Origin of the sequence: Kribbella sp. VKM Ac-2566, assembly GCF_004366005.1 — a bacterium.
Lineage (GTDB): Bacteria > Actinomycetota > Actinomycetes > Propionibacteriales > Kribbellaceae > Kribbella > Kribbella pratensis.
In genome coordinates, this window is record NZ_SODT01000012.1 from 483509 (window position 1) to 510292 (window position 26784).

The window sequence follows — 26784 nt, forward strand, 5'->3', positions numbered from 1 at the left end:
GGGTGCTCTTGCGTTAGATTGGCGTGTGCGTTGGCGGATTGACCTGAGGTACGACGGAGCGGCCTTTCATGGGTGGGCCCGTCAGGAGGGTCTCCGTACCGTGCAGGGGGAGCTCGAAGAGGCGGTTCGCGTCGTACTGCGACTGCCGGGGCCGGTGACCGTGACCTGTGCCGGCCGGACCGACACGGGTGTCCACGCCCGGGGACAGGTCACCCACGTCGACGTCGAAGGCGCTGTGGACCCGCTGAGGCTCTTGAGAGGGCTGAACGGCGTCCTACCCGCAGATGTAGCTGTCACGGCCGTCTCAGCGGCTCCTGAGGGCTTTGACGCCAGGTTCTCCGCCCTGGCCCGGCGGTACGTGTACCGGCTGTGCGACGACCCGTCCGGCTGGGACCCGCTGACCCGGGGACATGTCCTGCGGGTGGGACGTCCGATGGATGTGGATCGTATGAACGCTGCCGCGACCGGTCTGCTCGGAGAGCACGACTTCGCGGCGTTCTGCAAGAAGCGGGAAGGTGCCAGCACAGTGCGGGCGCTGCTGGAGTTCTCGTGGCAGCGGACGGGCGTAGGGCAGCTGGAGGGCACTGTGATCGCAGATGCCTTCTGTCACTCGATGGTGCGGGCACTGGTGGGCTCGATGATCCCTGTGGGCGACGGACGCCGGGACGTCGAGTGGCCGGCCGCAGTACTGGCTGGGAAGGTGCGGGACTCGGCTGTGTCGGTCCTGCCGGCGCACGGGCTGACGTTGGAGGAAGTGCGCTACCCGGCGGACGACCAGCTGGCCGCGCGGGCATCGCAGGCCCGTCAGGTCAGGGGAGAGGTTCACGTCCCAAATGGAGGGCGCAGTGGCTGACCACTACTTCTCGGCGGAGCCTGGCTCTGCGGACGTGCGACGTACTGTCGAGGCCCGGATCTGGGGGCGGGAGTACACGTTCACCACCGCGACCGGCGTGTTCTCGCGGGACCGGCTGGACATCGGTACGGCGGTGTTGCTGCGCGAGGTCGAGCCGCCGCGGAAGGCCGGGACGTTCCTCGACCTGGGGACCGGCTACGGGCCGATCGCGTGCGCGCTGGCGACCGAGGTGCCGCAGGCAACCGTGTGGGCGGTCGACGTGAACACGCGCGCGCTCGAACTGACGGCGGAGAACGCCAAGGCCGCAGGGGTCGCGGAGCGGGTGCATGCGGTGCTGCCGGACGACGTACCCGAGGAGGTGCGGTTCGACGAGATCTGGTCGAACCCGGCGATCCACATCGGCAAACCCGAGCTCCACAAGATGCTGCTGCGCTGGCTGGAACGGCTGGCGCCGGGTGGGACCGCCCGGTTCGTTGTCGGAAAGAACCTGGGTGGTGACTCCCTGCAGCGGTGGATGACCGAGCAGGGTTATCCCTGTCAGCGGACGGGAAGCGCCAAGGGTTTCCGGGTGCTGCGGGCCCGCCGGGATTAATTTGCCTCAGGCATCCATGCCCGGGATATCGTCGTCTGGATGACGGAAACGGGGAGCACCGAGCCGAACCCGCGCTGGTCGTTCGACGACGAGCGGGCGTACGAGTCCGCGCGGAATCGCATCGGTGCGGTGATCGCGGCGTACAGCGCCCGGATCGGTGCCGCTGACGACGCCGGTGACCACGTCGAGGCGGATCGGCTGGCGGAGGTGTCGGCCGGGTACGAAGAGCTGCGGCGCGGACTGTCGCCCGACGACAAACCCGAGATCGCGCGGATCAACGCGGAGTTCCCGGAACTGCTCGCACGGGTCCGCGCCGGTCGGCAATGAGCCGGCTGTCGAAGGAGAAGCTGGACGAGTTCTACGTCCGGCGGATCCAGCCTGGACTTGCCAAGCACGGCCGGGGGCGTCCGCCGTGGCGCAAGCCCACCGTGCTGTTCATCCTCGGGCAGCCCGGTGCGGGCAAGACGACCATGCAGGCGGCGGCGATGGACCGCCTCGGCATGAAGAGGGCGTACGTCCTCGATCACGACGAGCTGCTGGAGAAGCACCCCGAGTATGCGCGTGCGGCGCTCGACAACGACTACTCCGCGACGGTGGGCCATGCCGAGGATGCGGCGGAGTGGCGCGGGCGGGCGCTCGGCGACGTGCAGGCACGGCGGATGGACGTCGTCGTGCCGTACCCGATCGGCGACCTCGAGCTGATGCGGTCGTTCCAGGAGCAGGGGTACCGGGTCGAGGTCGCGGTTGCGGCCGTGCACGAGTCGCAGAGTCAGCTCGGGATCATCGAGCGGTTCAACGACAGCCGCCAGGAGGTCGGGTACGGGCGGTGGATCGACGCGGGTCAGCACGATCAGATCTACCACGACATGCTGAACACCGCTGATGCGATCGAGGCGCAGGGTGTGGCCGACGCCGTGCACGTGTACCGGCGGCGCGAGGCCGAGCCGGTGTTCACGAACGAGCAGAAGAACGGCGTCTGGCGGCACCAGATCGGCTCGAGCCGCTGGGCCATCGAGACCGAGCGCAACCGCCCGTGGACCGACCGGGAGGTCAACCACTTCGTCCGCGGCTACGACAAACTCGACGCTCTGGCCCGCCGGCCGCTCAAGGACCACTTCAAGGCCATGCCCCTGATGGCAACCCGCGAGGGCCACCGCCTGCTCGCCAAACTCCACCAAACAGCCGCCCCCAAACTGGCCGAACACCACCGCCTGACCGCGCTAAGGGCCCAAGCCGAAGCCACCCGAGCTGCCCAACCAACCCAACAACCACAAGCTGTTCCGCAGCAGCCACAACAACCTCAGCAGGTGCCTCCGCCTCCGCGGTATGCGCCGCATCAGCAGCACGTGGCGCAGTCGTGGCAGGAGCAGGCGGCGCAGCAGCCGCAGCAGGCGGTGGCTGGTGCGCAGGACCCGCGGTGGGCGGCGGGGGTGCAGGGTGGGGCGCAGGCGGTGGGTGGACAGCAGGTGCCTGCGCGGCCGCAGCAGGGGCATGACTGGGAGCGGTTTGCGGTGCGGTTGCAGGCTGAGCAGAGCCCTGCGTCTGGTATCTCTGTGCCTGGGGCCGACACGCACTCGCAACCTGAGGGTGGGCAGCGGCCGCAGCGGGGACAGGGTGCGGCTCGCGACGAGCGTGGTGGCGGAGACAACGGTCGGTTGGCTCGGTGACCTCGGGCGGATGGTGTCGTACTGCAACGGACAGCGGCACACCGGCGTCCTGAGGGTATGGAGGCAGTCTTGGCGGCAGCTGAGGTTCGGACCGGGCCGCTCGACTTCGAGGCGTGGGTCACCGAGAAGGCGGATGCCCTGCTGCGGTTCGCGTATGTCCTCACGGGTGACGCGAGCCTGGCCGAGGACGCCGTACAGGACGCTTTGACGACGGCGTGCGCGCGGTGGGGCCGGGTGAGCCGTGCCGACGACCCCGAGGCGTACGTGAAGCGGATGGTGGTGAACGCGCACATCTCCTGGTGGCGGCGGTTCCGCCGGCGGGAGACGCCGGTCGACGACCCGGTGCGCACGGCGCGCGCCGTCTCGGACGGTACGACGGCCCGCGCCGAGGCTGATGCCATCTGGGACCTGTGCGCGACCCTCCCCGACAAGCAGCGAGCTGCCGTCGTACTGCGGTTCTACGAGGAGCTGTCGTACGCCGAGATCGCCCAGTTGCTGCACTGCGCGGAGGCGACGGCGCGGTCGCACGTACACCGAGCACTGGCAGCGTTGAAGACCACACTGAGCACGGAAGGAGCCGAGGATGCCTGAGCAGCACGACCCAGAGCAGGAGCTCGGCCCCAAGATCACCTCTGCGTTCCAGGACCACGCGGGCGCTCAGGGGATGCAGACGACCGGTCTGGCGCGTGAAGCACGTCGTCGGGTGCACCGGCGCCGTACGGCGTTGTCGATGGCTGCTGGTGCGGTCCTGGTGGTTGCGGCCGTCGGTGGCGTGTGGGGCCTGCTGGGTGGTGAGTCACCCGTCGCCACCAGCCACAGTGACTCTGCCTCCGAGGGCGGGGCTGTCGCACCGGAGCAGCCCTCACAGGGCGTAGCGCCGAACTCCAAGGCCGGGAAGACAAGCTGTCCGGTCCCGCATCCGATCCAGCAGGTGGCAGCGCCGAACGACGTACCGACGGGGACAGGACTCGACCTGAACACGCCAGTGACCGGTCTGCATGCCTGCCGTTACAGCACGGGCCAGGGCGGTCTGCTCGGAGAGCAGGAGTTCGACGCTGCCGTTGCCCAGCAGGTGGTCGACGCGATCAAGGTGCTCCCGGAGCGGAACCCGGACCTGCCGGTGTTCAAATGCGCTCCGCAGGTCGCCAAGCCCTCCGAGGCGATCGCGCTCCGCTTCAGCACCGCGGCCGGTACCAAGGAGATCTGGGTCGTGTACGACGGGTGTACGTCAGCCGGCTTCTTCACCGGAACTCACGTCTACGGGCTGTACTCCGCGCCGCTGAAGCTCTTCATGACAGGCGCGGTCCGCCCGTCCGGCGGCACCTACCTGAGCGCCCTCAAGGACTGGTAGCTCACTCGACCCCGCGGTCGGGCTTGCGGGCCGAGCCGATGTGCCGGACGTTGTCCGGGCGTCCGCCGGTGTCGACAGCCGAATCGTTGCGCTTGCTCGGTGCTGTGTGCGACCACAGGAACTGCTGCAGCCTGGCGATCTCCTGCTCGCGCGCGTTCGGGTACACCTGTTCGGGCAGCCGCTCGTAGTACTCCTGTTCGCGCCCCGCGACCGGCTGCTGCGCCGGCCAGCCCTTACTGGCCCAGACCTGCTGGATCTCCTCCTCGCGGTCGAGGAACCTCTCACGCAGCGAGTCCGGCAGTTCCGGCGGCTCCTCGCCCGGGTGCTCGGCGTCCCAGGACTCGTAGTGCTTCTTGATGTCGTCGAGGTTGGTGGTGAACTCCACCTCGGTCCACTCTGCCGAGTCCCAGCCCCACTTGTGCTTTGATCCGGGGTGCGTGAGTTCGCTCATCTCCGTCATCGTGAGGCCGCCGAGTCCGCGGCGGAGCGGCCCGGTCAGGGCCTCGCGCAGTTGGGCGCGGTGCGACTCGGGGATCAGCTCGCCGACCTGATGGTCGAGCGCCTGGTCGGCGATCGCGTTGAACCGCTGCGTGCGCGCGGTGCTGTCGATCAGGTCGCCGAGCTGGTCGTGGCCCATCCCGGTGGCGTCGCCCAACGTGTACAGCAGCCGATCCGTGGCCGCCGAGTACGCCGGGAACACCGGAGCGTCACCGCCCAGGGACAGCGACTGCTCGGTCATGCTCTCGGCGATCCGGCCGCTGTACTCCTGGCTGAACTGGTCGGCTCGTGCGTTCTCGAGAGCGATGTCCTCGAGCGACCCGATCGGTGTCGCGCCGGGCACGCTGTCGTCGCCGACCTCGGACATCGAGAGCCGTGCGTTGAACACCGCCATCGTGGTCGCGCGGGCCGCCGCGAACCGTTCGTCGCTGGTCAGCGTTCGGCCCGGGGTGTAGGCGGGACGGGCCGGGTCGAGCACGTGCTCCCGGCTGATCGTCATGCTGCCGTCGGGAAGACACACGCCTGCGACCGGTCCTGGCTGCTCGTACAGCTTCCCGTTCCAGCGGGAGGGTCGGCCGGCGTACTCCGCGGCCTTGGCGACGACCGACGAGACCCAGTCGTGCTCCCAGGTGCCAGGGGGGATCTCCGGACCGAGCTCGGTCATCGGCTCTCCTCCGCCAGCCCGGCGAGCCGTTCGGCGATCGAGCTGTTCATCAGCAGTACGGCGGAACGCTGGTCCGGTGCCGCTTGTGGCAGCAGTTCCCCGATCCGCTGGAGCGCCCGCTCGAGCTCGGCGATCAGTTCCCGCCCGGAGGCATGCGACAACATGGCCTCGGCGTACAGCCGCTGTGCTTCACGATAAGCGTCCATCCGTCCCGATCATTCCTTTTCAAAGGGTCGCCACCGAGCCGGTGCGCCGCCCAGGCACCCGCCGCACCGGCACACGATAACCGGTCGCGTGGGGGTTGCCGGGGCCGTCAGACTGGGGGGATGGGTCACGTGGATGTCGCCGGTGTGGGGTTCGAGCTGCCGGACGGGCGGGTGTTGCTGGACGACGTCACGTTCCGGGTCGGGGACGGCGCGAAGGTTGCGCTGGTCGGGGCGAACGGTTCGGGCAAGACCACCCTCACCAGGATCATCGCCGGCGACCTGAAGCCGCACAGTGGCAGCATCTCCCGGTCCGGCGGGCTGGGCGTGATGCGGCAGTTCGTCGGCTCGGTGCGCGACTCGTCGACCGTTCGCGATCTGCTGCTCGGTGTGGCGCCCGAGGCGATCCAGCAGGCCGCGGCCAAGCTGGACAAGGCCGAGCAGAAGATGATGGACGCGGACGACGAGAAGACCCAGCTCCGGTATGCGCAGGCGGTGGCGGACTGGGGCGAGGTCGGTGGGTACGACGCGGAGGTCCTCTGGGACGTCTGTACGACGTCCGCACTCGGCATACCGTTCGACCGCTGTCGCTGGCGTGAGGTGAAGACGCTGTCCGGCGGTGAGCAGAAGCGACTGGTGCTGGAGGCGTTGCTGCGCGGGCCGGACGAAGTACTGATGCTGGACGAGCCGGACAACTACCTCGACGTACCGGGGAAGCGGTGGCTGGAGGAGCAGTTGCGTAGCTCCGACAAGACCGTGCTGTACATCAGCCACGACCGGGAGCTGCTGGCCAACACCGCTACCAGGATCGTCACCGTGGAGCTCGGAGCGGCAGGCAATACGGCGTGGACGCACGGCGGCGGGTTCGCGACGTACCACGAGGCGCGGCGGCACCGGTTCGAGCGTTTCGAGGAGTTGCGCAAGCGCTGGGACGAGGAGCACGCCAAGCTGCGGGCGCAGATGCTCATGTACAAGCAGAAAGCGGCATACAACTCCGACATGGCCTCGCGCTACCGGGCGTCGCAGACGCGGCTGCGCAAGTTCGAGGAGGCTGGGCCGCCGCAGGCCTTGCCACGCGAGCAGAAGGTCAGCATGCGGCTGACAGGCGGCCGCACCGGCAAGCGGGCCGTGGTGTGCACCGCACTCGAGCTGACCGGCCTGATGAAGCCCTTCGACCTCGAGGTCTGGTACGGCGAACGTGTCGCCGTACTGGGCTCCAACGGGTCCGGGAAGTCGCACTTCCTGCGGCTGCTCGCCAATGGTGGTTCGGATCCGGATGTGGAGCACGAGCCCGTCGGCGACATACGGATCCCGTCCGTGGCGCACACCGGCAACGCCAAGCTCGGTGCGCGCGTGCGGCCCGGCTGGTTCGCGCAGACCCACGAGCACCCGGAGCTGGTCGGTAGGACGTTGCTGGAGATCCTGCACCGCGGTGACGACCACCGTGACGGCATGGGACGCGAGCTGGCGTCGCGGAAGCTGGACCGGTACGAGCTGGCACACGCGGCCGAGCAGACCTTCGACAGCCTGTCAGGAGGTCAGCAGGCCCGTTTCCAGATCCTTCTCCTGGAGCTGTCCGGTGCGACGCTGCTGCTTCTCGACGAGCCCACCGACAACCTGGACGTCGAGTCGGCCGAGGCACTGGAGGAGGGCCTCGACTCGTTCGACGGCACGGTCCTCGCAGTGACCCACGACCGCTGGTTCGCCCGGGGGTTCGACCGCTACCTGGTCTTCGGCGCCGACGGCTCGGTCTACGAACCCGACGAGCCGGTCTGGGACGAAGGTCGCGTGGAAAGGGCCCGCTGACCTTACAGTTCTCGAATGACAGGCGCTCTCGCGGCCCGCTGGGCTCGCACCGTCGTACCGAGCTGGACCTATCGCTGGCTGCTGCCGGCGCTCTGGCTCGGGGCGATCCTGGCATCGGTCATCGGCGACACCAGCAATTGCTCGGTCGAGGTCCCGACGACCTGCGGTCCGGACCGGACGTTCTCACTGGCGATGATCGCCTGCTTCGCGTCGCTCGCCCTGCTGTGGTGGCAACCGATCGTCGCAGCGGTGGCCGGCGTGGTGTTCATGGCTCTCGACCTCCGGTACGACAATGTCGCCTCAGCGCGGATCGGCTGGACCGTGTACGGCGTCCTGTGTGCCGTACTGCTGATCTGGATCGGCACGAGCCGCCTCCGCCAACGGTCACTGGCTGGGCGGATGCAACGAGACCAGGTGCAAGTACCTGCGGCCGCACGGACCGGTGTGACGAGCAGGCTGCTCGTGGCGGTTGCCCTGGTGCTGGTGGGCGCTGCCGCGCTCGGCCTGATGAACTGGCAGGACTCGCGCGAGGACACTCATCTACGACGTGCCGTCGAGCAGACTGCTGTTGCGAAGGGCATCAACGACGACGGTGAGCTCGCTCTCCAACTGCCTGACGGCAGCAGCCGCAAAGTGTCCGTGGCGGGTGACTACGACACCGGCGAGGAGATTCTGGTCCTTGTCGACCCTGCCGACCGAGACTGGCTCCGGTTGCGCGCAGAGCTGGCCGACTACACCTTCTGGTACACGGTGGCTGGTGGTGCGTGGCTGTTGGCTCTCCTGTTCGTCCTGCGCGATCTCCGGCTGCGTAGAGCCCGTCCGCGGAGGTCGTGGAGCGGACCGGCCATGCCTGTCCGGATCGATCCGCACATTTCCGGTGCCTTCGCGGTCCGGTCCGCGGACGGTACGGTCCTGCTGGGCCTTCTCGACGCCGACCTGGACGACGAAGCGAGCGACCTGCGGTTGCTCGAGGCCTTCAGTGTGCTCGACGAGGAGGAGCAGGCCGAGGCGCCGGCCAAGCTCAGGCGGGAGTGGGCGCAAACGCTCATGAGGTACCGCGGCGACGCACTGCTCGTCGGTGACCTCGCTGAGGGCAGCTGGCCGACATTGCTGCTCGGTAGTCAGGCGCTCCGGCCGGTCAGCCCGTTCCGCGCGTTCAGGAAGCTGCCGTGGCACGACGAGACAGCCAGCAGCTTGCCGACGGATTTCGAGCCGGCCGAGGACGCGCCCACCGCGCCGCCCGTCGAGCCGGCGCGGGAGGTGCCGACGCTGCCATGGGAGGTTCCGCTGCGGGCTCGGTCTTGGTGGAACCTGCCGGCACTCATCGCCGTACTGCTCGTCGGGCCGCTCGCAGTCGGGGCCTTCGCAAGCTGGGGCGAATGGTTCGGTGCGTGCATGGCGACTCTGGTCGGCGCACAGCTGGTGCACTCGCTCGGCTCACGTGCCCTCTTCCGGGTGACTGCCACCGCGACCGACCTGTGGATTCGCACTGGCTGGTTGGAGCGGCGCCTGTCGTGGCGGGTCGTGGATTCGGTCGAGGTCGAGGAGGACGGGCTCAGCCTGGAGGCAGGTGACGACTGGCATGTTGTCGGCGGTATCGCGGACAAGGAACTGGCCAACGTCGCTGCCGTGTTCGAGACGCTCCGGCTGCGTTCGCACACCGGTCTGCCGGAGGAGCCGATCGCCCGCCGTCCCTCGCCGGTGCTGCTGATCAACGCGATCTACGTAGCCGTGTGCGTCCTCATCCTCGTCCTGACCCGCTGGAACCCTTTCTAGGGCGCCACGCACCAGCCGTCGCGGTACGCCGTCCAGTGCTCGTCGGTGGCCGCGAAGTCGACGTACAAGGCCAGACCGAAGTTCTGACGCGGTGAGTCGCCAAGACCGAGACGTGCGCCGCGGACTGCCGCGCTGACGGTCTCCGCGTCGCCCCAATGGGCCGGATTGTTCTCCCAGTACGCCGGGAGTCCCATGAGGAGGTCCGTGGCTGGTGGGGTGACCTCCAACGCCAGCTTGGTCTGCTTGGCGACGTACCCGCCGTACAAGGACTCCAGCGGCAGTGCGGTGTCGTAGGACATGACGGCGACCTGGTTGACCCGTTCCGCGACCTGGCGGAAGTAGTCCTGGGACCACCACTTGTCGACCGGGATCACGTGCAAGTACCAGAGCGGGTCGATCTGCGCCGCCGCGACCGACAACGTTGTACCCAGGGCACGCGTCTCGTCCAGCACGGACAGGTAGCCCTTCGACCCGGATCGCACCGGCTCGAAGTCGTAGTGGATGCCCTGAAACCCCTGCTGCAGAACGGCGGACGCCGACTCGACGACCCGGCCGCGGACGGCCGAATCATCGAGATTCATACCGGGATCCTTGCCCGGCTGTACGACGTCTCCGAGCCAGGCCTGCACGCGTACGGCGGGAGCCGCGGCATGCATCGCATCGACGAACCAGCGCGCCTTCGGCGAAACCTTTGCCAACGGCAACGAGCCGTCGTGCTCCAACGGGCCGGTGTGCACGTAGAGGTCGCGGATGCCAGTGCCCCGCAACCGTTGCGCCAGCGCGGTCACGTCGGCGGCGGACTTCCGGCCGTCGACCCAGGCGTGACCGAGCCAGAGCGCGTCCTGGCCGCGGGTCCGGGCCGTCGGGTCGCCGGTGTACTGCACGCGCAGTGAGATCGCGTAGGCCCCGAGCGGGACAATCAGAAGCAGCAGCAGGACAACGACGACTTTGAGAACGCGCTTCACCGGGGAGGCTTCAGGCCGTCGTAGATCAGGGCGAGCATCCGGTCGCGGGTCTCCGGGTCGAGCTTGGCCGCGGTCGCGCCGCGGGACGCGCCGATCAGCAGCGCGTACACCTCGGGCATCTCCGCGTCGGCGCGGACCGCGCCGGTCTTCTGGGCCGCGGCCAGCAAGCCGCTGAACGCCTCCCGCATCCCCCGGCCGGCCTCCCGCGCCTCCTCGCCGGCCGCCGCCCCCGCCGCGGTCAGCGCTTCGGCGATCGCCAGCTTCGACGCGGACTCCGACACGACCTGCGTGAAGAACTCGAAGAACGCCGTACCCGGGTCGTCGCTGCCGGCCAGTTCGAGGGCCCGGTCGCGGATCCGCTCCAGCCGCAGCGTCAGCACCGCCTCGAGCAGCTCGGTCTTGGTCGCGAAATGCCGGAACACGGTCGCGATCCCGACCCCGGCCAGCTTCGCCACATCGTCGGTCGACGCCCCCGGCGACCGCCCGAAGACGTCGTCCGCGGCCGTCATGATCCTGGCCCGATTGTCCCGTGCGTCTGCTCGCACCCCAACTCCCCTCCGTCGCACTGTGAGGGTGTCTGAGGATCCCGCGCCTACTGCGCGGGATCCTCAGACACCCTCTCAGCCTAGAAGACGCCGCGAACGCCGCCGAGGTTGTAAACGAAGTCGTGACTCCATATATTCGAAGTCATCACTCCGTTTATACCCGTGAGGAATCCGATGACTCCTGAAGAGGTCTTCCTGAAACTCGTGCACGGCGTCGCCGATCGCGACTTCGCCGTGCTGCCGGAGCTGTACGCCGAGCAGACCGACGTCCGGCACCCGATGAACCCGTACGGCGACCACCCGCTGCTCAGCCGGGACGCGCTCCGCGAGCACTTCGGCGGGGTCGGCCCGCAGGTCGCCGAGGTGGTGCGCTTCCAGCCGGACAACATCCGGGTGCACCAGACCACCGACCCCGAGGTGATCGTGGCCGAGTTCGAGTACGCCGGGACGGTCGTGGCCACCGGCGAGCCGTTCCGGGTGCCGGGGATCTTCGTGCTGCGGGTGCGGGACGGGCTGATCGTGGAGTCCCGGGACTACATCGACCACCTGGCGATGATCCGCGCCCGCGGCCAGGTGGACCAACTCGTCGCGCACCTGACGGAACCGGCGGGCGCCCCGGCCGCGTCGTAGTCGGCAGAGGCGCCGGACGGCCCCGGACCGCGGCATCAAGCCCGCCCGGGGCCGTCTCCAATCCGCACCGGCATCGCCGTCAGAGCCTTCGCCGCGACGACGAGCCCGGCTGCCGCGAGGACGACGTCCTTCAGCACGTACTGCGCCTCCAGCGTCGGCGTGCCCGGGAACAGATCGCCGAAGAACAGCACCAGTGGCGACATGATCCCGACCAGCGAGAAGCCGAGCACCAGCAGCCCGGTCCGCAGCAGCCGGCCGGACACCAGCGTGAGCCCGATGAAACACTCCATCACCGCGGTCAGCAGTACGGCCGACCGGCCGTGGACGACGCCGAGCGTCAGCGTGTCGATGGTCCGCATCACCAGCGCCTCCGCCGGGCTGGCCCCGGGGAAGAACTTGAGCACGCCGAACACCAGGAAGATCAGCCCGAGGCTGACCCGCAGGATGTCGACGCTGCGCTGCCCGAGCCACTCCGCGGCTCGATTTCCCTTGTAGAGCAAGGCATTCATGGTGGTCTCCCTGTTCGCTGTCGATGTCACGAACAGGTTCGCGAAAAGCACCGGCCTACCGCGTCGGGCGGCCGGCGGCACTTCCGCTACGCCGACCGTCGTACGACTCAGGGAGACCCTGAGGCCTGGGGGAGTACGCCGTCACTCGAGGCGGCGCCCGTCGAGCTTCAGCCGGCGGACCGTGGTCTCCGGGAATCGTCCGCGGTCCCTCGGCTCCGGGTACGGCGACACCGTGACGGACTGTGCTTCGATCGCGGCGATCTCGTCGACGAGCCGCGCCCGTAGCTCTGCGGCGACATCCTGGTGGTTGACGCTGTCGATCAGGTTGTCGAGCTCGTACGGATCGGCGTCGAGGTCGTACAACGCCCGCTCCGTGTAGGACCCGGCCGCTGGTACGTCGCCGGCGTCCGGGGCGTGCACGTAGTACTTCCACCGCTGTGTCCGCAGCGCGCGGCCGACCTCGGACTCGCTGACCTGGATGAGCACTGCGTCGCGACGGGACTCCCGCAGCGGCAGCCCGTCCAGATGGTCGGGCAGGTCGATCCCGGCCGCGTCCAGCAGGGTCGGCACGACATCGACCGTGCTGACCGGTGCGGTCACGCGCGAGCCACCGCGGTACCCGGGCCCTTCGACCACCAAGGGCACGCGGACGGATCCGTCGTGCGGTGAGCGCTTGTACTCGCTGTTCCGCGTCTTGAAGTGTGAGCCGTGGTCGGACGTGTAGAGCAGGAGCGTGTCGTCGGCGAGGTCGAGGCTCACCAGAGCGTCCCGCAGCCGGCCGAGACACTCGTCGACGCGTTTGATCTGGCCGTAGTACCCGGCCGCGTGCTGGTGCGCCGTACCGGGCAGTGTCGCCAGGTCCGGTGGCAGCCACGCACCGGTGTAGGTGTCCCGGTAGACCTCCGGTGCCGGGTAGTCGTCGTGCTCGTTCTGGTGGTGAGGCTCGATCAGTGAGAGGAACAGCATGAAGGGGCGGTCGTCGGCCGACACACGAGTGACGTAGCGGATGGCCGCGTCGGTCAGCGCGTCCGGGCGGTACCCGGGGAGGAAAACGGGTTCCTCGTTTCCGTCGTACACCACCGTCCGGTAGGCGTCGGAGGTGAACTCGAGCAGATTGGAGGCCAGCCAGTACTCATACCCGGCCTGCTCCTCGGCCGGGACCGGATCCTGCGTGCCCAGGTGCCACTTGCCGATGTAGGCGGTCCGGTAGCCCGCGTCACCGAACAGCCGGCCCAGCGTGGCCGCGTCGGTCGGCAGCGGAACGTTGTTGCGGAAAACGCCGGTGTTTGTCGGAAACATTCCGGTCTGCATCGCGGCCCGGGCCGGAGCGCACACCGGGTTCGTGGTGCAGGCGGTCTCGAAGAACGTGCCGCGGCGGGCCATCAGGTCGAGGTTGGGGGTCAGCCCGAGCGGGCATCCGGCCGCGCCGACGGTGTCCCAGCGCTGCTGGTCGGTGAAGAAGACGATCACATTGGGGCGCATCAAGAGGTCTCATTTCAGTCCGGAGAGGGCGATGCCTTCCACCAGGAACTTCTGGGTGATCACGAAGAAGATCGCGGTCGGCACGAACAGGATCAGCGCGCCGGCCGCCGTCAGGTTCCACTGCGTGAAGTACTCCTGGTTGAACAGGGTCAGACCGATCGGCAGCGTGCGCATCTCGGTCCGGCTGGTGGCGATCAGCGGCCAGAGGAACTCGTTCCACTGGAAGACGAACGTGAACAGGCCGAGCACCGCCAGGGCGGGCCTGCACTGCGGCAGGATCACCCGCAGGTAGATCCGGAACTCGCCGGCGCCGTCCACCCGGGCCGCCTCGATCAGCTCGTCCGGCAGCGGCCGGATGAACTGCCGCATCAGGAAGATGCCGTAGGCATCCATCAGGAACGGCACGATCAGGCCCTGGTAGCTGTCGATCCACCCCAGGCTCGCGAAGATCGAGTAGATCGGCAGCATCCGGACGAAGAACGGCACCATCAGCGTCGACAGGACCGCGACGAACGCGATCCACTTGCCGGGGAAGTCCAGCTTCGCGAACACGTACCCGACCAGCGGGTCGAAGATCAGGTGCGAGACGGTGATCGCACCGGCCATCACGAAGCTGTTCACGAAGAAGCGCCCGAACGGCGCAGCCTCGAACAACCGGCTGAAGTTCTGCCACTGCAGGTGATCCGGCCAGAGGACCGGGTCGCCGGACTGCACCTCGCCGTCGCTCTGCAGCGCGAGCACGATCATGTACAGCAGCGGTAGCACCGTGACCAGGCCGAGCACGACAAGCACGACGTACGCCGCGACGCGGTCGCCGGGGAACAGTCGTTCACGCAGTTGTTCATGCATGGGCCCGGTCCCCGATCCGCAGCTGCACCAGGGACAGGATCAGTACGACGATCAGCAGCAGCAGCGACAGCGCCGACGCGTACCCGAAGTCGTTGTCGTTGAACGCGACCAGGAACAGCCGGTGCGCGTACAGCGAGGTCGCGTTGCCGGGACCGCCGCCGGTGACGATGTACGGCAGCGCGAACTGCTGCAGCGTGCTGATCAGCCCGATGATCGAGACGAAGACCGTGGTCGGGGCGAGCAGCGGCAGCGTGATCGCGAAGAACCGGCGCCACGGCCCGGCGCCGTCGATCCGCGCGGCCTCGTAGTACAGGCCCGGGATGCCCTGCAGCCCGGCGAGGAACAGGACCATCGTGTAGCCGGCGCCCGACCAGACCGTGATCCCGACGATCGTGGCCAGCGGGTGCGTGCTGAGCCAGGTCTGCCCGGGCAGGCCCGCCGCCTCGAGCAGCCGGTTGAGGATGCCGACCTGCGGGTCCAGGATGTTCCGCCAGAGCAGGCCGATGATCGACACCGACGTCAGGTACGGGATCAGCAGCACCGAGCGGAACACCGTGCGGCCGCGCAGGGACTGGTTGAGGATCACGGCCAGCCCGAGGCCCACCGCCGTACCGACGACCAGAGTGCCGGCCGCGTAGGCAAGCGTGATCAGGAACGAGTGCAGGACCTCCGGATCGCGGAACGCCCGGCTGAAGTTGCCCAGCCCGGCGAAGGAGGCGCCGTCGGAGTCGTACAGCCCGGTCAGCAGCTGGTTGCCGATCGGGAGGAAGAACAGCAGGACGAAGAACAGCACTGCCGGGGTGAGGAACAGCCATGCGGTCAGCGCCTGCCGGCGACGGATCACAGCGCGGCCCCGGCCTGCTTGCGGAAGTCGTCCAGCGTGGGCCCGACCGGCGCGTGCTGGATGATCATCTGCTGGTAGGCCTTCTTCCACAGGTCGTTGATCTGGGCGGCCTTCCCGCTCGCGGACAGCGCGACGTCCTGTTTCGCCACCACGGCAAGGGCCTTGGCGATGACTGCCAGGTTCGGATCGGCGGCGACCGACGGGTCGGCGGCCCAGCTCTTGCGCGGCATCGACATCCCGGCCTCCTTGGTCGCGGCGAGTTCGACCTTCACGGCGGCGAGCTTCGTGATCAGCTCCCAGGACAGCTTCGGGTCCCTGGCCTTCGCCGGGATCATCAGACCCGACCCGGCCATCGCGGCGGACTGCACGGCGCCGGTCAGTGGTACCGCGAGACCGAGCTCGATGTCCGGACTGCCCTGCCGGATCGGTCCGATGTCCCACGGTCCGGAGACGAACATCGCGGCCCGCTTGGCGGAGAACAACTTCTGGGGGCCGGAGTAGTCGGTGGTCGCGACCGGCGCGGGGGAGACCTTGTGGGTGTAGACCAGGTCCTGCATCCACTGCATGGCCTGGAGTGCCGCGTCGGCGGGCTGCAGGAACTGCTTCGCGGCGACATCGCTGAAGTCGACCTTCTGCTGGTTGTAGTACGGCGCGGCGTAGCTGGCGTCCGAGTTCAGCGCGCAGCCGGACACCTTGTCCTTCGTGGTGGACTTCGCGACCTCGAGGAACTCGTCCCAGGTCGCCGGCGGCGTCTCGACCATCGCCTTGTTGTAGAACAGCAGCCCGTTCGCCGTCAGGTGCAGCGGGATCGAGTAGGTCTTGCCCTCGTACTGGCGGGCGACGACCGCCTGGTCCAGGAAATCACCCGGAAAACCGAATTCCTTGTCCGCGGCCGCGAAGTCGTCCAGGGCCAGCACGTTGCCGGCCAGTCCGTACTGCGTTCCGGTGCCGGCGGAAACTTCTTCGACGAGGTCCGGAACGTTTCCGGAACGGAAATCCGCGGTGAGTTTCGTGGTCAGGTCCGGCCACTGGAACTTCTGCCAGTTCATCTGCAGGTCGTGGTCCTTGCCGAACTGGTCGATCACTTCCTTGTAGGCCTGGTACCCGTGGCCGGCGTTCCAGTAGACCGTGAACGTCCGGCTGTCCGCCTTCTTGGAGGCGGGCTTGGCAGGTGCGCAGCCCGCCCCGACCGCGCCGAGCACGGTGACGCCGAGGCCGAGCCGGAGGAACGATCGGCGGTTGTACGCGGGCGTGCCAGAGGGCATGGCTGGGTGCATGACAGGGTGCATGACAGGGGGCATGACAAACCTTTCGAACGGCGGACACGGCGCAGGCTCGGGCGCGAGCTACGCGGATGCGCGGTGGTTCAGCACCCAGGACATGTTCAGTTCCCGGGCGGGCAGCGTGGGATCGTCGATGCGCGCGAACAGCGCCTCGACCATCTCGGTGAAGTCGAGCTGATGCATGCCGACGCTGGTCAGCGGCGGCTGGGAGTACGACGCCTCCCGGGTGTTGCCGGTACCGATCACGGCCAGGTCGTCCGGCACCTTGACGCCCCGGTCGACGGCTGCCTGCAGCGCAGCGAATCCACCGCGGTCGGACTCCGAGACGATCGCGTCCGGGGGATTCGGCGCGTCGAGCAGTTCGCGCACCACGAGGACCGCGTCCTCACGGGCGGCGGCACCGATCCGCACCAGGCCCGGATCCACCTCGCGGCCGGCGCGCCGCAGTGCGTCGACGTACCCGAGGTAGCGGTCCTCCTGGGCGCCGGTGTGGGAGAGGAACGCGATGCGCGTCCGGCCGGCGTCGATGAGGTAGGTGGTGGCCTCCGCGAGCGCTGTCCGGGCGTTGTTCCGGACGACGTCGACACCCGGCATCTCGAGGGTGTCGCTGAAGGCCATCAGGGCACGGGTGGACCGGCGGGCCGTGGTGAGGTCGAGCTCGTCGCTCAGTCCGCCGACGAAGATCGCGCCGTCGACGTGGCCACGGGTGATGACCCGGAGCGACTGGGCGGCCCGGTCCAGGCGGCGTACCGGGACTCCGATCACCGAGTAGCCGTGGGCGGCGGCGATGTCCTCGGACTGCGCGGTGAGGTGGTCCAGCCACGGTCCGACGGGTGGCGCGTAGACGATCGCGACCAGCTCCGAGCGCTGCCGGCGCAGACTCCGGGCGGCGGTGTTGCCCTTATAGCCGAGCCGCCCCGCCGCCTCCTCCACCCGCCGCCGCGTCGGCTCCGGCAGTGGGGTGGTCCGGTCCGCCCGCCCGCTCAGCACGTACGAACACGTCGCGACGGAGACCCCCGCGGCCTCAGCCACGTCCCGAAGCGTCGTACGACCTTCCCTGCTCATGGTGAAAGCATTAACCTGGTCCCACAACCGGTCAACACCCCATAGTTGGTTAATTTGCTAGACATTAACCAGCAGGTCAGGGCAGCCAGGTCCAGGGGAGGTTGGGACGGCAGTCCTTGGGTGCGGGGAGGGGTCTTTCCGAGCCGATCCAGGAGTACGTACGCCCCTTCGGGTCGGCGCGGCAGGCGATCTGCTCGGCCTTGCGGTCGGCCTCGGTCTCGGCGCTGGCGTAGACGAGGTTCCCTCCTGCGTCGTACCCGCGAACGACGTACGGGCGGGGGTTGCTGCCGGCAGGCGCCTTGCCGGCCGGCACCGACCTGACCGGGGCGTAGTAGAAGCCGTTGCGGAGCACGGCCTCGACCGGGCTGCTGCCGACCGGCGTGACGGTGATCCGCGCGATCGACTTCACGTAGGCGCCGCTGCCCTGCCCACCGGCCTGCACCTCGTTGAACAACCCCAGCCGCGGTGCGGCCGCGGTGCCCGAGACCACGACTCCGGCCTGGTCGAACCCGCAGTTCACCCAGAGACCGTCGCCGTAGCCCACGACCCACGTCCGGACAGCGGCGTCGCTGGGCGGGTTCACGAACCGGAAGCCGTCGAGGACCGCGTGGCCCGTGGACGTCGCGAGGTTGTACCTGACCAGGCAGCGCTGACCGAGATGCGCCTTCTCCGCCGCGCTCAACGGCTCGACCGCGGGTGCCGACGCAACCTCCTCGACGCGCGGCTTGCCGTTCCTCAGAGCGAAGCCGAGAGCCATGATCAGGGCGACCGCCGCGACCGCGGCCAGTGGAACGAGCAGTCGGCGGCGTGACGGTGTACCTGACTCGCTCTCGAGGATCGCGATCAGTTCGTCGCGCTGACGGTCGCGGGTCGACGGGCGCAGGTCGCCGTCGGGCAGCAAAATGTTCATGCCGGGGTCTCCAGATCGAGTGCGCGCAGGTGCTTGCGGGCGCGGGACAGCCGCGACTTGACCGTGCCGATCGGTACGTCGAGCGCTACCGCCGCCGCGGCCTGATCGAGTCCGGCCCAGACGCACAGCTCGACGATCTCGCGTTCCTGTCTGGGCAGGCGTTTCAGCGCCGCCTGGACCGCCCGGATGCGGCTGTCGTCGTCGAGGCGCCGCGCCACGTTGTCCGCGGGGTCCTCGACCTCGCTGTGGATGAGATGCGCGGCGGCCAGCGCGCGCCGGTAGCGAAGCTTGCTCCGCCACTCGTTGCGGACGGTGTAGTCGGCCGTCCGCAGCAGCCAGGGCAAGGCCGAGTCACGATCGAGTACGACGTCGGCCCGTCGCCGCCAGGCCTGGAGGAACACCGCGGACGTCAGATCCTCCGCGTCACTCCAGGACCCGGTCCGGCCGTGCAGGAAGTTGTAGATCGCCCGCGCGTGCCTGTCGTACAGCTGCGCGAACGCCTCGGAGTCGCCGGCCGCGGCTTGATCCCACAGAACCCGGTCCGAGACCACAGGCAAAGCCCGTATGCCGCTCACTCAGCACTCCCCTCACGATGGCCCTTGCGATCGTTAGGTGTCGGTGCGAGCGGGCGGGTTCCCGGTCGGACAGGCATTTCTCCGCGGCCGCAAAAACAGCCGCCGCGAAGCAGATGCGCTTCGCGGCGGCTGGTCGAGATCTTCTTCCGGGGTCAGCGGTCGCCCATCGGGACGTACTGGACGCCTCGGGCGCCGGTGTAGATCTGCTTCGGGCGGGCGATCTTCTGGTCGCCGTCGCCGAGCATCTCCAGCCACTGGGCCAGCCAGCCGGAGGTCCGCGGGATCGCGAACAGCACGGTGAACATGTCCGGCGGGAACTGCAGCGCCTCGTAGATCAGGCCGGAGTAGAAGTCGACGTTCGGGTAGAGCTTGCGGGAGACGAAGTACTCGTCCTCCAGTGCGATCTTCTCCAGCTCCACGGCGATCTTCAGCAGCGGGTTGATGCCGGTGACCTCGAAGACGTCGTCGGCCGCCTTCTTGATGATCTTGGCCCGCGGGTCGTAGTTCTTGTAGACCCGGTGGCCGAAGCCCATCAGCCGCTCCTCGCCGGCCTTCACGCCCTCGATGAACGACGGCACGTTGTCGATCGAGCCGATCCGGCGGAGCATCTTCAGCACCGCCTCGTTGGCGCCGCCGTGCAGCGGGCCGTAGAGCGCGCCGATCCCGCCGGCCACCGCGGTGTACGGGTCGACCTGGGTCGAGCCGATCGCGCGGACCGCGTTCGTGGAGGCGTTCTGCTCGTGGTCGGCGTGCAGGATGAACAGGATCTCCAGCGCCCGCACCAGGCGGTCGTCGGCGGCGTACTTCGGCTCGCTCATCTTGAACAGCATCGACAAGAAGTTCGCCGTGTAGCTGAGCTCGTTGTCCGGGTAGACGTACGGCTTGCCCTGGGCGTGCCGGAACGCGAACGCGCCGAGCGTCGGCATCTTCGCGATCAGCCGCCGGATCTGCAGCGCCCGGGACTCCTCGTCGAAGATGTTGCGCGACTCCGGGTAGAACGTGGACAGCGCACCGACCGAGGCCAGCAGCATGCCCATCGGGTGCGCGTCGTACCGGAAGCCCTGCATGAAGGTCTTCAGGTTCTCGTGCACGAACGTGTGATACGTCACGTCGTGCGCCCAGGCCTCGTACTCCGCCTTGTTCGGCAGCTTGCCGTTCACCAGCAGGTAGGCCACCTCGAGGTAGTTCGACTGCTCGGCGAGCTGCTCGATCGGGTACCCGCGGTACTCCAGGATGCCCTTGTCGCCGTCGATGAAGGTGACGGAGGAACGGCAGGACGCGGTGTTGACGAAGCCGGGGTCGTAGGTGGCCAGGCCACCGTCGCCGTCGGATGCGCTGATCTGCTTGAGGTCTGCGGCACGGATGGTGCCATCGGTGATGGCAAGGTCGAAGTCCTTGCCGGTCCGGTTGTCCCGGACGGTGAGCGACTGTTCGGTCACAATGCCCTCTTCGGAAGCTGGCGTCATCGCCTGGATGAATGAGGGTAGATCAGCCGGCGGGACGCGATTCGGACTGCAATCTTCACCGCTAAACTAGTGCTGTCCTCAGCTGCTTCCAAGCCGGGGGCCCCTCGGCGTGTGGGCTCGCTTTGACCCGAACGTGGCCGCGCCGGTATTCTGGGCTGCTGTTGTGCGTTCCAGGTCCGGTACAGACACTGTCTTGTCGGCTGACCGCTCGCCGACGTCCAGTTTTGTTCAACCTCTGAGAAACGAAGGTCAACGACCGTGCGCACGTACAGCCCGAAGCCTGCTGACGTCACTCGCGAGTGGCACGTGATCGACGCCACCGACGTCACGCTCGGTCGGCTCGCCGTCCAGATCGCCACCCTGCTGCGCGGCAAGCACAAGCCGACGTTCGCTCCGCACGTTGACGGCGGCGACTTCGTCGTGGTCGTCAACGCCTCCAAGGTGGCCCTGTCCGGCACCAAGCGGACCGACAAGCTGGCGTACCGCCACTCGGGACACCCGGGTGGTCTGACGGCGACGCCGATCGGCGAGATCCTCGACAAGGACCCTCGCAAGGCCGTCGAGAAAGCCGTCTGGGGCATGCTCCCGAAGAACCGCCTGAGCCGGAAGCTGCTGACCAAGCTGAAGGTGTACGCCGGTCCGGAGCACCCGCACACGGCGCAGCAGCCGAAGCCGTTCGAGATCACCCAGATCGCCCAGTAAGCGATCGACGAACCAGGTAAACGAGGATTCACAGCGTGAGCGACATCACCACCGAGACCGAAGAGTTCGACACCGAGGTCCCCATCGACACCGAGGGCCCGGTCGCCTACACCTCCGAGACGAACCCGGCTCCGGAGCAGCGCGCCGAGACGGGTCGGGTCGCGGTCATCAACCCGGCCGGCGCCACCGGCCGTCGCAAGGAGGCCGTCGCTCGCGTTCGGATCGTCCCGGGCACCGGCAAGTGGAAGATCAACGGGAAGGACCTCGACGTCTACTTCCCGAACAAGGTCCACCAGCAGCACGTGAACGAGCCGTTCGTCGTCGCGGGCCTCGAGGGTTCGTACGACGTGATCGCCCGGATCAACGGCGGCGGCATCACCGGCCAGGCCGGCGCGCTGCAGCTCGGCGTGGCCCGCTGCCTGAACGACGCCGACCGTGAGGCGAACCGCAAGGGCCTGAAGTCGGCCGGTCTGCTCAGCCGCGACGCGCGGATCAAGGAGCGCAAGAAGGCCGGTCTCAAGAAGGCCCGTAAGGCGCCTCAGTACAGCAAGCGCTGATCACCTGATGGGGCGTTTGTTCGGCACGGACGGAGTCCGTGGCCTGGCGAACGTGGACCTGACCGCGGAGCTGGCGCTCGACCTCTCGGTCGCGGCAGCTCACGTACTCGGCGAGGCCGGTGCCTTCGAAGGGCACCGGCCACGCGCCGTTGTGGGCCGGGATCCGCGTGCCAGTGGTGAGTTCCTGGAAGCCGCCGTGGTGGCCGGCCTGGCCAGCGCCGGCGTCGATGTGGTCCGGCTCGGCGTGCTGCCGACCCCGGCCGTGGCGCACCTGACCGGTTCGACCGGCGCCGACCTCGGCGTGATGCTGTCGGCCAGCCACAACCCGATGCCGGACAACGGCATCAAGTTCCTGGCCCGCGGCGGGATCAAGCTCGACGACGTGATCGAGGACGCCATCGAGGCCCGGATGGGCGAGGAGTGGCAGCGCCCGACCGGCGCGTCCGTCGGCCGGGTGACCGACGACGGGCAGGGTTTCGAGACGTACGTCTCGCACCTGGTCCGCTCGGCACCGAACCGGTTCGACGGTCTCAAGGTCGTGATCGACTGCGCGAACGGCGCGGCCTCGCAGACCGCGCCGGAGGCACTGCGCCGGCTCGGCGCCGAGGTGATCACGGTCGCCGCCGCCCCGGACGGGCTGAACATCAACCTGAACTGCGGGTCCACGCACATCGAGGGCCTGCAGCGTGAGGTCGTCGGGCACCGCGCCGATGTCGGGATCGCGCTCGACGGTGACGCGGACCGCTGCCTGGCGGTGGACGCGAACGGCGAGCTCGTCGACGGCGACCAGATCCTCGCGATCCTGGCGCTGGCGATGCGTGACAGCGGCCGGCTGTCGAACGACACCGTGGTCGCGACCGTGATGAGCAACCTGGGCTTCGTGCAGGCGATGGTCCGGGAGCGGATCGCGGTCGAGCAGACCAAGGTCGGCGACCGGTACGTGCTCGAGGCGATGAAGGCCGGCGGCCACAAGCTCGGTGGTGAACAGTCCGGGCACGTGATCCTGTCCGACCACGCGACCACCGGTGACGGCACGCTGACCGCGGTCATGCTGCTCGCCCGGGTGGCCCAGACGGGCAAGACCCTGGCCGATCTGGCCGGTGCGATGACCCGCCTCCCGCAGGTCCTGGTCAACGTGAAGAACGTGGACAAGTCCCGCGCGGGCACCGACCCCGCGGTGCAGTCCGCCGTCGCCGAGGCCACCACGCGCCTGGGCGACACCGGCCGGGTGCTGCTCCGCCCGTCGGGCACCGAGCCCCTCGTCCGGGTGATGGTCGAGGCCGAGTCCTCGGACACGGCCGACGAGATCGCCCACTCGCTCGCGGACGTTGTCGCTTCTTCGCTGAAGCTCTGAAGACAGCAAAGTACGCCGGAGAGGTCATCCTCTCCGGCGTACTTGTTGTTCACGGGTGTAGTTCGGCCATGCGGCGTTCCGGGGCCGGGGCTGCTTCGGCGAGAAGTTGGGTGTATTCGTGCTGCGGGTTCAGGATCACGTCGTCCGCCGGACCGCGTTCGACCACGACACCGCCGTACAGCACCATGATCTCGTCGCTGAAGTGCCGTGCGGTCGCGAGATCGTGGGTGATGTAGAGGACGCCGAGGTTCTCCTCGCGTTGCAGGGTCCCGAGCAGGTTGAGTACGCCGAGCCGGATCGACACGTCGAGCATCGACACCGGCTCGTCCGCGACGAGGATCGCTGGTTCGGGGGCGAGCGCCCGGGCGATCGCGACGCGCTGCCGCTGACCGCCGGACAACTCGTGCGGCTTGCGGTGCGCGAAGTCCTCGTCCAGCCGGACTCGGCGGAGCAGCTCGAGCACCCGCTCGCCGACCTGCTCGCGGGTGAAGTCGGGGTGATGGAGCTTCACCGGCCGTTCCAGGTGATGGCTGATCGTGTGGTACGGGTTCAGCGACGCGAACGGGTCCTGGAACACCATCTGCACGGCCTTCCGGTACGCCGCGGCAGGCGCACCGTGGTAACGCATCGGCTCGCCGTCCACCAGGATCGCCCCGGACGTCGGCCGTTCGAGCTGCATCAGCAACTTGGCGATCGTCGACTTGCCCGACCCGGACTGCCCGACCAGCGCGATCGTCCGGCCCGGCGTCAGCTCGAAGCTCACGTTGTCGACGGCGCGCAGCCGCGTGGTCCGCAGACCGTTGCGCAGCCGGTACTCCTTCACCACATCGCGCATCTCCAGCACGCTCATAGTGCCTCCACGGTCTGATCGGTCTCGTCCAAGGCGACGTCGAGTGCGATCTCGCCGGTCCGTACGAAGCCGCCGCGCTCGCCGGTCAGGCTGGGGAAGGACGACAGCAATCGCTTCGTGTACGGGTGTTTGGGCTTCGTGTAGAGCGTCAGCGCGTCGTCCAGTTCGACGATCAGCCCGGCCCGCATCACCGCGATCCGGTCGCTGATCTCGAGCAGCAGCGGCAGATCGTGGGTGATGAAGATGACCGCGAACCCCAGCTCCGACCGCAGCCGCGTGATCTCCCGGAGGATCTCGCGCTGGACGACGACGTCGAGCGCCGTGGTCGGCTCGTCCATGATCAGCACCTGCGGATCGAGGGCCAGTGCCATTGCGATCATCACGCGCTGCCGCATCCCGCCGGACAGCTCGTGCGGATAGGCGCGAAGCCGGTTCCGGTCGACGCCGACGAGTTCGAGCAGCTCACCGCAGCGTATGCGCCGCTCTGCCTTGCTCAGTTCGGGCCGATGGGTGATGAACACGTCTTCGAGCTGTTCGGAGATCCGCAGTACCGGGTTGAGCGAGTTCATCGCGCCCTGGAAGACCATCGCGATCTTGTCCCAGCGGAACGCGCGCAGGTCGTCGCCGGCCAGGGTCGACAGGTCGATGTCGTACCCCTCGCGGGACGAGAACACGACGCGCCCGCCGGTGATCGCCGCCGGCGGCTTGAGCAGGCGGGTGATCCCGTACGCCAGCGTCGACTTCCCACAGCCGCTCTCACCCGCGAGTCCGAGGATCTCGCCGCGTTCCAGAGTGAGCGAGACTTCGCGTACGGCGTGCACGGTCGTCTCGGCGCGGTAGTCGATGCTCAGGTTCTCGATACTCAGCACACTCACGCTTGCACGCTCCACTCTTTGCGTTCGGCACGGGTCTGCGCGCGCAGCTTCGGGTTGATGATCTCGTCGATCGAGAAGTTGATCAGCGACAGCGCCGCGCCGAAGAGCGCGATCGCCAGGCCGGGCGGCGCGAACCACCACCAGGCGCCGAGCCGGAGCGCGAGCCCGTTCTGTGCATAGAAGAGCATCGTGCCCCAGGTGAACGATCCGGACGCACCGAGCCCGAGGAAGGACAGGCCGGCCTCGCCGAGGATCGCGAAGATCACCGCGAACACGACCTGCGACGCGAGCAGCGGGATCAGGTTCGGCAGGATCTCGACGAGCAGGATCCGCCAGCGTTTCTCACCGCCGATGCGGGCAGCGAGCACGTAGTCGCGGCTGCGCACGCTGAGCGTGAAGCCGCGCAGAACCCGCGCGGACCCGGCCCAGCTGGTGATCGCGAGGACTGCCGCCACCAGCCAGATCGACTTGTTCGGTACGTAGCTGGAGATCACGATCACCAGCGGCAGACCGGGAATCACCAGCATGATGTTGGTGAACAGCGAGAACGCCTCGTCGGTCGAGCCGCCGATGAATGCGCCGACGACGCCGAAGAACGACGACAGCAGCAGCGTGATCGCGCCGACGACGACGCCGATGATCAGCGAGCCGCGGGTCGCGTAGGCGAGCTGGGCGAACACGTCCTGACCGCTCTGCGTGGTGCCGAGGAGGAAACCGTTCCCCGGACCGGTCAGGCCGACGTCCCGCACCGTCGACGGGTTGCCGACCAGCAGCGGACCGAGCACCCCGAACAGGATGATCAGGCCGGCGATACCCAGACCGACGGCCAGCTTGAGCGTCATCGGCGGTAACGACCGGCGGCGGATCGGCGCCGCCACGGCGACTGCGCCTTCAGTGGTTGCTGTCATGGTCGCCCCTCTCTAGGACCGCGCACGGGTGCGTGGGTCGATGACGCCGTACAGGAGGTCGACGAGCAGGTTCGCGCCGAGGACCGCGAGCGTGATGATCAGGAAGACGCCCTGCATCAGCGCGTAGTCGTTGTTGCCGACGGCAAGCAGCAGTGCCGAGCCGATTCCCGGGTACGAGAACACCGCCTCGGTGACGATCGAGCCGGCGACCACGAAACCGAGCGAGATCGCGAACCCGGAGATGGACGGCAGGACCGCGTTCCGGGCGACGTACCGGGACCGGATCCGGCGTGGGGTCAGACCTTTCGCCTCGGCGGTCACGACGAAGTCCTCGGACATCGTCGAGACCATCATGTTGCGCATGCCGAGCATCCAGCCGCCGACCGACGAGATGACGATCGTCAACGCCGGCAGGGCTCCGTGGTACAGCACGGACTGCGCGAACGGCAGGCTCCAGCCCGGCGTCACGGAGTACACGTCGTACCCGCCGCTCAGTGGGAAGACCGGCCAGGTGCTGCCGAGCAGGAAGAGCAGCAGCAGTGCGAGCCAGAAGTACGGCACCGACTGCAGCATCGTGGTGACCGGGATCAGGTTGTCGACCCAGGAACCGCGCCGCCAGCCGGCGGCGCGTCCCAGCAGGATTCCGATCGCGAACGAGATCACCGTCGCGAGACCGATCAGGCCTACGGTCCAGGGCAGTGTCTGGCCGATGACCTGGGACACCGGCGCCGGGAAGTACGCGATCGACGTACCGAGGTCGCCGGTGACCAGGTGGTGCAGGTAGGTCCAGTACTGGTTCCACAGCGACGAATGAGTGTCCGTGCCGAGCAGAGCCTCGATCGCGTTCCGGGTGGTCGGCGTGACCGGGCCCTTGGTCGCGAGCTTGGACAGCATCAGGTCGACCGGGTTCCCCGGCATCAGCCGGGGAACCAGGAAGTTCAGCGTCAGGGCCGCCCAGAGGGCGACCACGTAGAAGGCGAGTTTCCGCAGCAGATAGCGCACAGA

Annotated in this window: 29 protein-coding genes; 12 read left to right on the forward strand and 17 right to left on the reverse strand. The window is 68.3% G+C overall.

What is annotated here, in order from left to right:
* Window positions 1-25 precede the first annotated feature (25 nt).
* From truA to EV647_RS29450, 6 genes are all read left to right on the forward strand, one after another.
* On the forward strand, window positions 26-853 hold the full coding sequence (gene truA / locus EV647_RS29425; RefSeq protein ID WP_134008584.1) for a tRNA pseudouridine(38-40) synthase TruA: 828 nt from the start codon (window positions 26-28) through the stop codon (window positions 851-853).
* Window positions 846-1445 carry a class I SAM-dependent methyltransferase gene (locus EV647_RS29430; RefSeq protein ID WP_238177449.1) on the forward strand — a complete coding sequence of 200 codons (600 nt, stop codon included), beginning with the start codon at window positions 846-848 and terminating at the stop codon, window positions 1443-1445. Before truA ends, EV647_RS29430 begins: the two co-directional genes overlap by 8 nt.
* Before the next feature lie 39 nt (window positions 1446-1484).
* The gene (locus EV647_RS29435; protein ID WP_134008589.1) at window positions 1485-1772 is read left to right on the forward strand and encodes a hypothetical protein; all 288 of its coding nucleotides are present in this window, start codon (window positions 1485-1487) and stop codon (window positions 1770-1772) included.
* Window positions 1769-3112, forward strand: coding sequence for a zeta toxin family protein (locus tag EV647_RS29440; protein ID WP_134008592.1), 1344 nt, complete (start codon window positions 1769-1771; stop codon window positions 3110-3112). The genes EV647_RS29435 and EV647_RS29440 overlap by 4 nt, the downstream gene beginning before the upstream one ends.
* Window positions 3113-3181: 69 nt before the next feature.
* Window positions 3182-3703 (forward strand): SigE family RNA polymerase sigma factor, encoded by a 522-nt coding sequence (locus EV647_RS29445; protein WP_238177450.1) that lies wholly within the window; start codon window positions 3182-3184, stop codon window positions 3701-3703.
* A complete protein-coding gene (locus EV647_RS29450; protein ID WP_134008598.1) occupies window positions 3696-4463 on the forward strand; it encodes a hypothetical protein in 768 nt (255 codons plus the stop codon). The genes EV647_RS29445 and EV647_RS29450 overlap by 8 nt, the downstream gene beginning before the upstream one ends.
* A 1-nt stretch (window position 4464) precedes the next feature.
* Here the strand turns inward: EV647_RS29450 and EV647_RS29455 are convergent, their stop codons facing one another.
* Together EV647_RS29455 and EV647_RS29460 are read right to left on the reverse strand one after the other, a co-directional pair.
* Entirely contained in the window at window positions 4465-5625 is a 1161-nt protein-coding gene (locus EV647_RS29455; protein ID WP_134008601.1) for a hypothetical protein, read from the reverse strand.
* The gene (locus EV647_RS29460; protein ID WP_134008604.1) at window positions 5622-5831 is read right to left on the reverse strand and encodes a hypothetical protein; all 210 of its coding nucleotides are present in this window, start codon (window positions 5829-5831) and stop codon (window positions 5622-5624) included. The genes EV647_RS29455 and EV647_RS29460 overlap by 4 nt, the downstream gene beginning before the upstream one ends.
* 120 nt (window positions 5832-5951) lie before the next feature.
* On the opposite strand from EV647_RS29460, the gene EV647_RS29465 reads away from it, so the two are divergent.
* Together EV647_RS29465 and EV647_RS29470 are read left to right on the forward strand one after the other, a co-directional pair.
* A complete protein-coding gene (locus EV647_RS29465; RefSeq protein WP_134008607.1) occupies window positions 5952-7634 on the forward strand; it encodes an ABC-F family ATP-binding cassette domain-containing protein in 1683 nt (560 codons plus the stop codon).
* Window positions 7635-7649: 15 nt separating this feature from the next.
* Window positions 7650-9410: a hypothetical protein gene (locus EV647_RS29470; RefSeq protein ID WP_134008609.1), complete on the forward strand. Its 1761-nt coding sequence runs from the start codon at window positions 7650-7652 to the stop codon at window positions 9408-9410.
* On the opposite strand, the gene EV647_RS29475 is transcribed toward EV647_RS29470, so the two are convergent.
* Both EV647_RS29475 and EV647_RS29480 read right to left on the reverse strand, forming a co-directional pair.
* Window positions 9407-10375 carry a hypothetical protein gene (locus tag EV647_RS29475; RefSeq protein ID WP_134008613.1) on the reverse strand — a complete coding sequence of 323 codons (969 nt, stop codon included), beginning with the start codon at window positions 10373-10375 and terminating at the stop codon, window positions 9407-9409. The genes EV647_RS29470 and EV647_RS29475 overlap by 4 nt on opposite strands.
* Complete coding sequence (locus EV647_RS29480) at window positions 10372-10920, reverse strand: TetR/AcrR family transcriptional regulator (protein WP_238175624.1); 549 nt, start codon at window positions 10918-10920, stop codon at window positions 10372-10374. Before EV647_RS29480 ends, EV647_RS29475 begins: the two co-directional genes overlap by 4 nt.
* A gap of 174 nt (window positions 10921-11094) precedes the next feature.
* On the opposite strand from EV647_RS29480, the gene EV647_RS29485 reads away from it, so the two are divergent.
* Window positions 11095-11550, forward strand: a complete 456-nt coding sequence (locus EV647_RS29485; protein ID WP_134008616.1) for a nuclear transport factor 2 family protein — start codon at window positions 11095-11097, stop codon at window positions 11548-11550.
* A 35-nt stretch (window positions 11551-11585) separates the two neighbouring features.
* Here EV647_RS29485 and EV647_RS29490 read toward each other — a convergent pair whose 3' ends face one another.
* The 9 genes from EV647_RS29490 to EV647_RS29530 form a co-directional block, all read right to left on the reverse strand.
* Window positions 11586-12059, reverse strand: a complete 474-nt coding sequence (locus tag EV647_RS29490; RefSeq protein ID WP_134008619.1) for a DoxX family protein — start codon at window positions 12057-12059, stop codon at window positions 11586-11588.
* Window positions 12060-12200: 141 nt separating this feature from the next.
* Window positions 12201-13541, reverse strand: coding sequence for a sulfatase-like hydrolase/transferase (locus EV647_RS29495; RefSeq protein WP_134008621.1), 1341 nt, complete (start codon window positions 13539-13541; stop codon window positions 12201-12203).
* A 9-nt stretch (window positions 13542-13550) separates the two neighbouring features.
* Window positions 13551-14390, reverse strand: a complete 840-nt coding sequence (locus EV647_RS29500; RefSeq protein ID WP_134008624.1) for a carbohydrate ABC transporter permease — start codon at window positions 14388-14390, stop codon at window positions 13551-13553.
* Entirely contained in the window at window positions 14383-15234 is an 852-nt protein-coding gene (locus EV647_RS29505) for a carbohydrate ABC transporter permease (RefSeq protein WP_202871192.1), read from the reverse strand. Before EV647_RS29505 ends, EV647_RS29500 begins: the two co-directional genes overlap by 8 nt.
* Window positions 15231-16499, reverse strand: coding sequence for an extracellular solute-binding protein (locus tag EV647_RS29510; protein WP_166680459.1), 1269 nt, complete (start codon window positions 16497-16499; stop codon window positions 15231-15233). The genes EV647_RS29505 and EV647_RS29510 overlap by 4 nt, the downstream gene beginning before the upstream one ends.
* Before the next feature lie 81 nt (window positions 16500-16580).
* Window positions 16581-17582: a LacI family DNA-binding transcriptional regulator gene (locus tag EV647_RS29515; protein WP_134008630.1), complete on the reverse strand. Its 1002-nt coding sequence runs from the start codon at window positions 17580-17582 to the stop codon at window positions 16581-16583.
* A gap of 76 nt (window positions 17583-17658) precedes the next feature.
* Window positions 17659-18492, reverse strand: coding sequence for a hypothetical protein (locus tag EV647_RS29520; protein ID WP_134008633.1), 834 nt, complete (start codon window positions 18490-18492; stop codon window positions 17659-17661).
* Complete coding sequence (locus EV647_RS29525) at window positions 18489-19067, reverse strand: RNA polymerase sigma factor (RefSeq protein ID WP_238177451.1); 579 nt, start codon at window positions 19065-19067, stop codon at window positions 18489-18491. The genes EV647_RS29520 and EV647_RS29525 overlap by 4 nt, the downstream gene beginning before the upstream one ends.
* Window positions 19068-19219: 152 nt before the next feature.
* Window positions 19220-20506 carry a citrate synthase gene (locus tag EV647_RS29530; RefSeq protein ID WP_238157372.1) on the reverse strand — a complete coding sequence of 429 codons (1287 nt, stop codon included), beginning with the start codon at window positions 20504-20506 and terminating at the stop codon, window positions 19220-19222.
* 285 nt (window positions 20507-20791) lie between these two features.
* On the opposite strand from EV647_RS29530, the gene rplM reads away from it, so the two are divergent.
* Genes rplM through glmM form a run of 3 tightly spaced genes read left to right on the forward strand, consistent with a single transcriptional unit; the run spans window position 20792 to window position 23146 of the window.
* Complete coding sequence (gene rplM, locus EV647_RS29535) at window positions 20792-21235, forward strand: 50S ribosomal protein L13 (protein WP_131286311.1); 444 nt, start codon at window positions 20792-20794, stop codon at window positions 21233-21235.
* A gap of 35 nt (window positions 21236-21270) precedes the next feature.
* Window positions 21271-21792 carry a 30S ribosomal protein S9 gene (rpsI, locus tag EV647_RS29540; RefSeq protein ID WP_131286310.1) on the forward strand — a complete coding sequence of 174 codons (522 nt, stop codon included), beginning with the start codon at window positions 21271-21273 and terminating at the stop codon, window positions 21790-21792.
* A 7-nt stretch (window positions 21793-21799) separates the two neighbouring features.
* Window positions 21800-23146 (forward strand): phosphoglucosamine mutase, encoded by a 1347-nt coding sequence (glmM, locus tag EV647_RS29545; RefSeq protein ID WP_133789375.1) that lies wholly within the window; start codon window positions 21800-21802, stop codon window positions 23144-23146.
* Window positions 23147-23195: 49 nt separating this feature from the next.
* Here the strand turns inward: glmM and EV647_RS29550 are convergent, their stop codons facing one another.
* The 4 genes from EV647_RS29550 to EV647_RS29565 are packed head-to-tail and all read right to left on the reverse strand — an operon-like array spanning window position 23196 to window position 26781.
* Window positions 23196-23996 carry an ABC transporter ATP-binding protein gene (locus EV647_RS29550; protein ID WP_134008636.1) on the reverse strand — a complete coding sequence of 267 codons (801 nt, stop codon included), beginning with the start codon at window positions 23994-23996 and terminating at the stop codon, window positions 23196-23198.
* Entirely contained in the window at window positions 23993-24871 is an 879-nt protein-coding gene (locus tag EV647_RS29555; protein ID WP_134008639.1) for an ABC transporter ATP-binding protein, read from the reverse strand. Before EV647_RS29555 ends, EV647_RS29550 begins: the two co-directional genes overlap by 4 nt.
* The gene (locus EV647_RS29560) at window positions 24868-25779 is read right to left on the reverse strand and encodes an ABC transporter permease (RefSeq protein WP_134008641.1); all 912 of its coding nucleotides are present in this window, start codon (window positions 25777-25779) and stop codon (window positions 24868-24870) included. Before EV647_RS29560 ends, EV647_RS29555 begins: the two co-directional genes overlap by 4 nt.
* A 12-nt stretch (window positions 25780-25791) precedes the next feature.
* On the reverse strand, window positions 25792-26781 hold the full coding sequence (locus tag EV647_RS29565; protein ID WP_133789372.1) for an ABC transporter permease: 990 nt from the start codon (window positions 26779-26781) through the stop codon (window positions 25792-25794).
* Between the last annotated feature and the right edge of the window lie 3 nt (window positions 26782-26784).

Coding starts and splice junctions, on each gene's coding strand:
- EV647_RS29435 (WP_134008589.1), top strand. CDS start 1,485: ATGACGGAAACGGGGAGCACCGAGCCGAACCCGCGCTGGTCGTTCGAC.
- EV647_RS29440 (WP_134008592.1), top strand. CDS start 1,769: ATGAGCCGGCTGTCGAAGGAGAAGCTGGACGAGTTCTACGTCCGGCGG.
- EV647_RS29450 (WP_134008598.1), top strand. CDS start 3,696: ATGCCTGAGCAGCACGACCCAGAGCAGGAGCTCGGCCCCAAGATCACC.
- EV647_RS29455 (WP_134008601.1), bottom strand. CDS start 5,625: ATGACCGAGCTCGGTCCGGAGATCCCCCCTGGCACCTGGGAGCACGAC.
- EV647_RS29460 (WP_134008604.1), bottom strand. CDS start 5,831: ATGGACGCTTATCGTGAAGCACAGCGGCTGTACGCCGAGGCCATGTTG.
- EV647_RS29465 (WP_134008607.1), top strand. CDS start 5,952: ATGGGTCACGTGGATGTCGCCGGTGTGGGGTTCGAGCTGCCGGACGGG.
- EV647_RS29470 (WP_134008609.1), top strand. CDS start 7,650: ATGACAGGCGCTCTCGCGGCCCGCTGGGCTCGCACCGTCGTACCGAGC.
- EV647_RS29485 (WP_134008616.1), top strand. CDS start 11,095: ATGACTCCTGAAGAGGTCTTCCTGAAACTCGTGCACGGCGTCGCCGAT.
- EV647_RS29490 (WP_134008619.1), bottom strand. CDS start 12,059: ATGAATGCCTTGCTCTACAAGGGAAATCGAGCCGCGGAGTGGCTCGGG.
- EV647_RS29495 (WP_134008621.1), bottom strand. CDS start 13,541: ATGCGCCCCAATGTGATCGTCTTCTTCACCGACCAGCAGCGCTGGGAC.
- EV647_RS29500 (WP_134008624.1), bottom strand. CDS start 14,390: ATGCATGAACAACTGCGTGAACGACTGTTCCCCGGCGACCGCGTCGCG.
- EV647_RS29510 (WP_166680459.1), bottom strand. CDS start 16,499: ATGCCCTCTGGCACGCCCGCGTACAACCGCCGATCGTTCCTCCGGCTC.
- EV647_RS29515 (WP_134008630.1), bottom strand. CDS start 17,582: ATGAGCAGGGAAGGTCGTACGACGCTTCGGGACGTGGCTGAGGCCGCG.
- EV647_RS29520 (WP_134008633.1), bottom strand. CDS start 18,492: ATGAACATTTTGCTGCCCGACGGCGACCTGCGCCCGTCGACCCGCGAC.
- glmM (WP_133789375.1), top strand. CDS start 21,800: ATGGGGCGTTTGTTCGGCACGGACGGAGTCCGTGGCCTGGCGAACGTG.
- EV647_RS29550 (WP_134008636.1), bottom strand. CDS start 23,996: ATGAGCGTGCTGGAGATGCGCGATGTGGTGAAGGAGTACCGGCTGCGC.
- EV647_RS29560 (WP_134008641.1), bottom strand. CDS start 25,779: ATGACAGCAACCACTGAAGGCGCAGTCGCCGTGGCGGCGCCGATCCGC.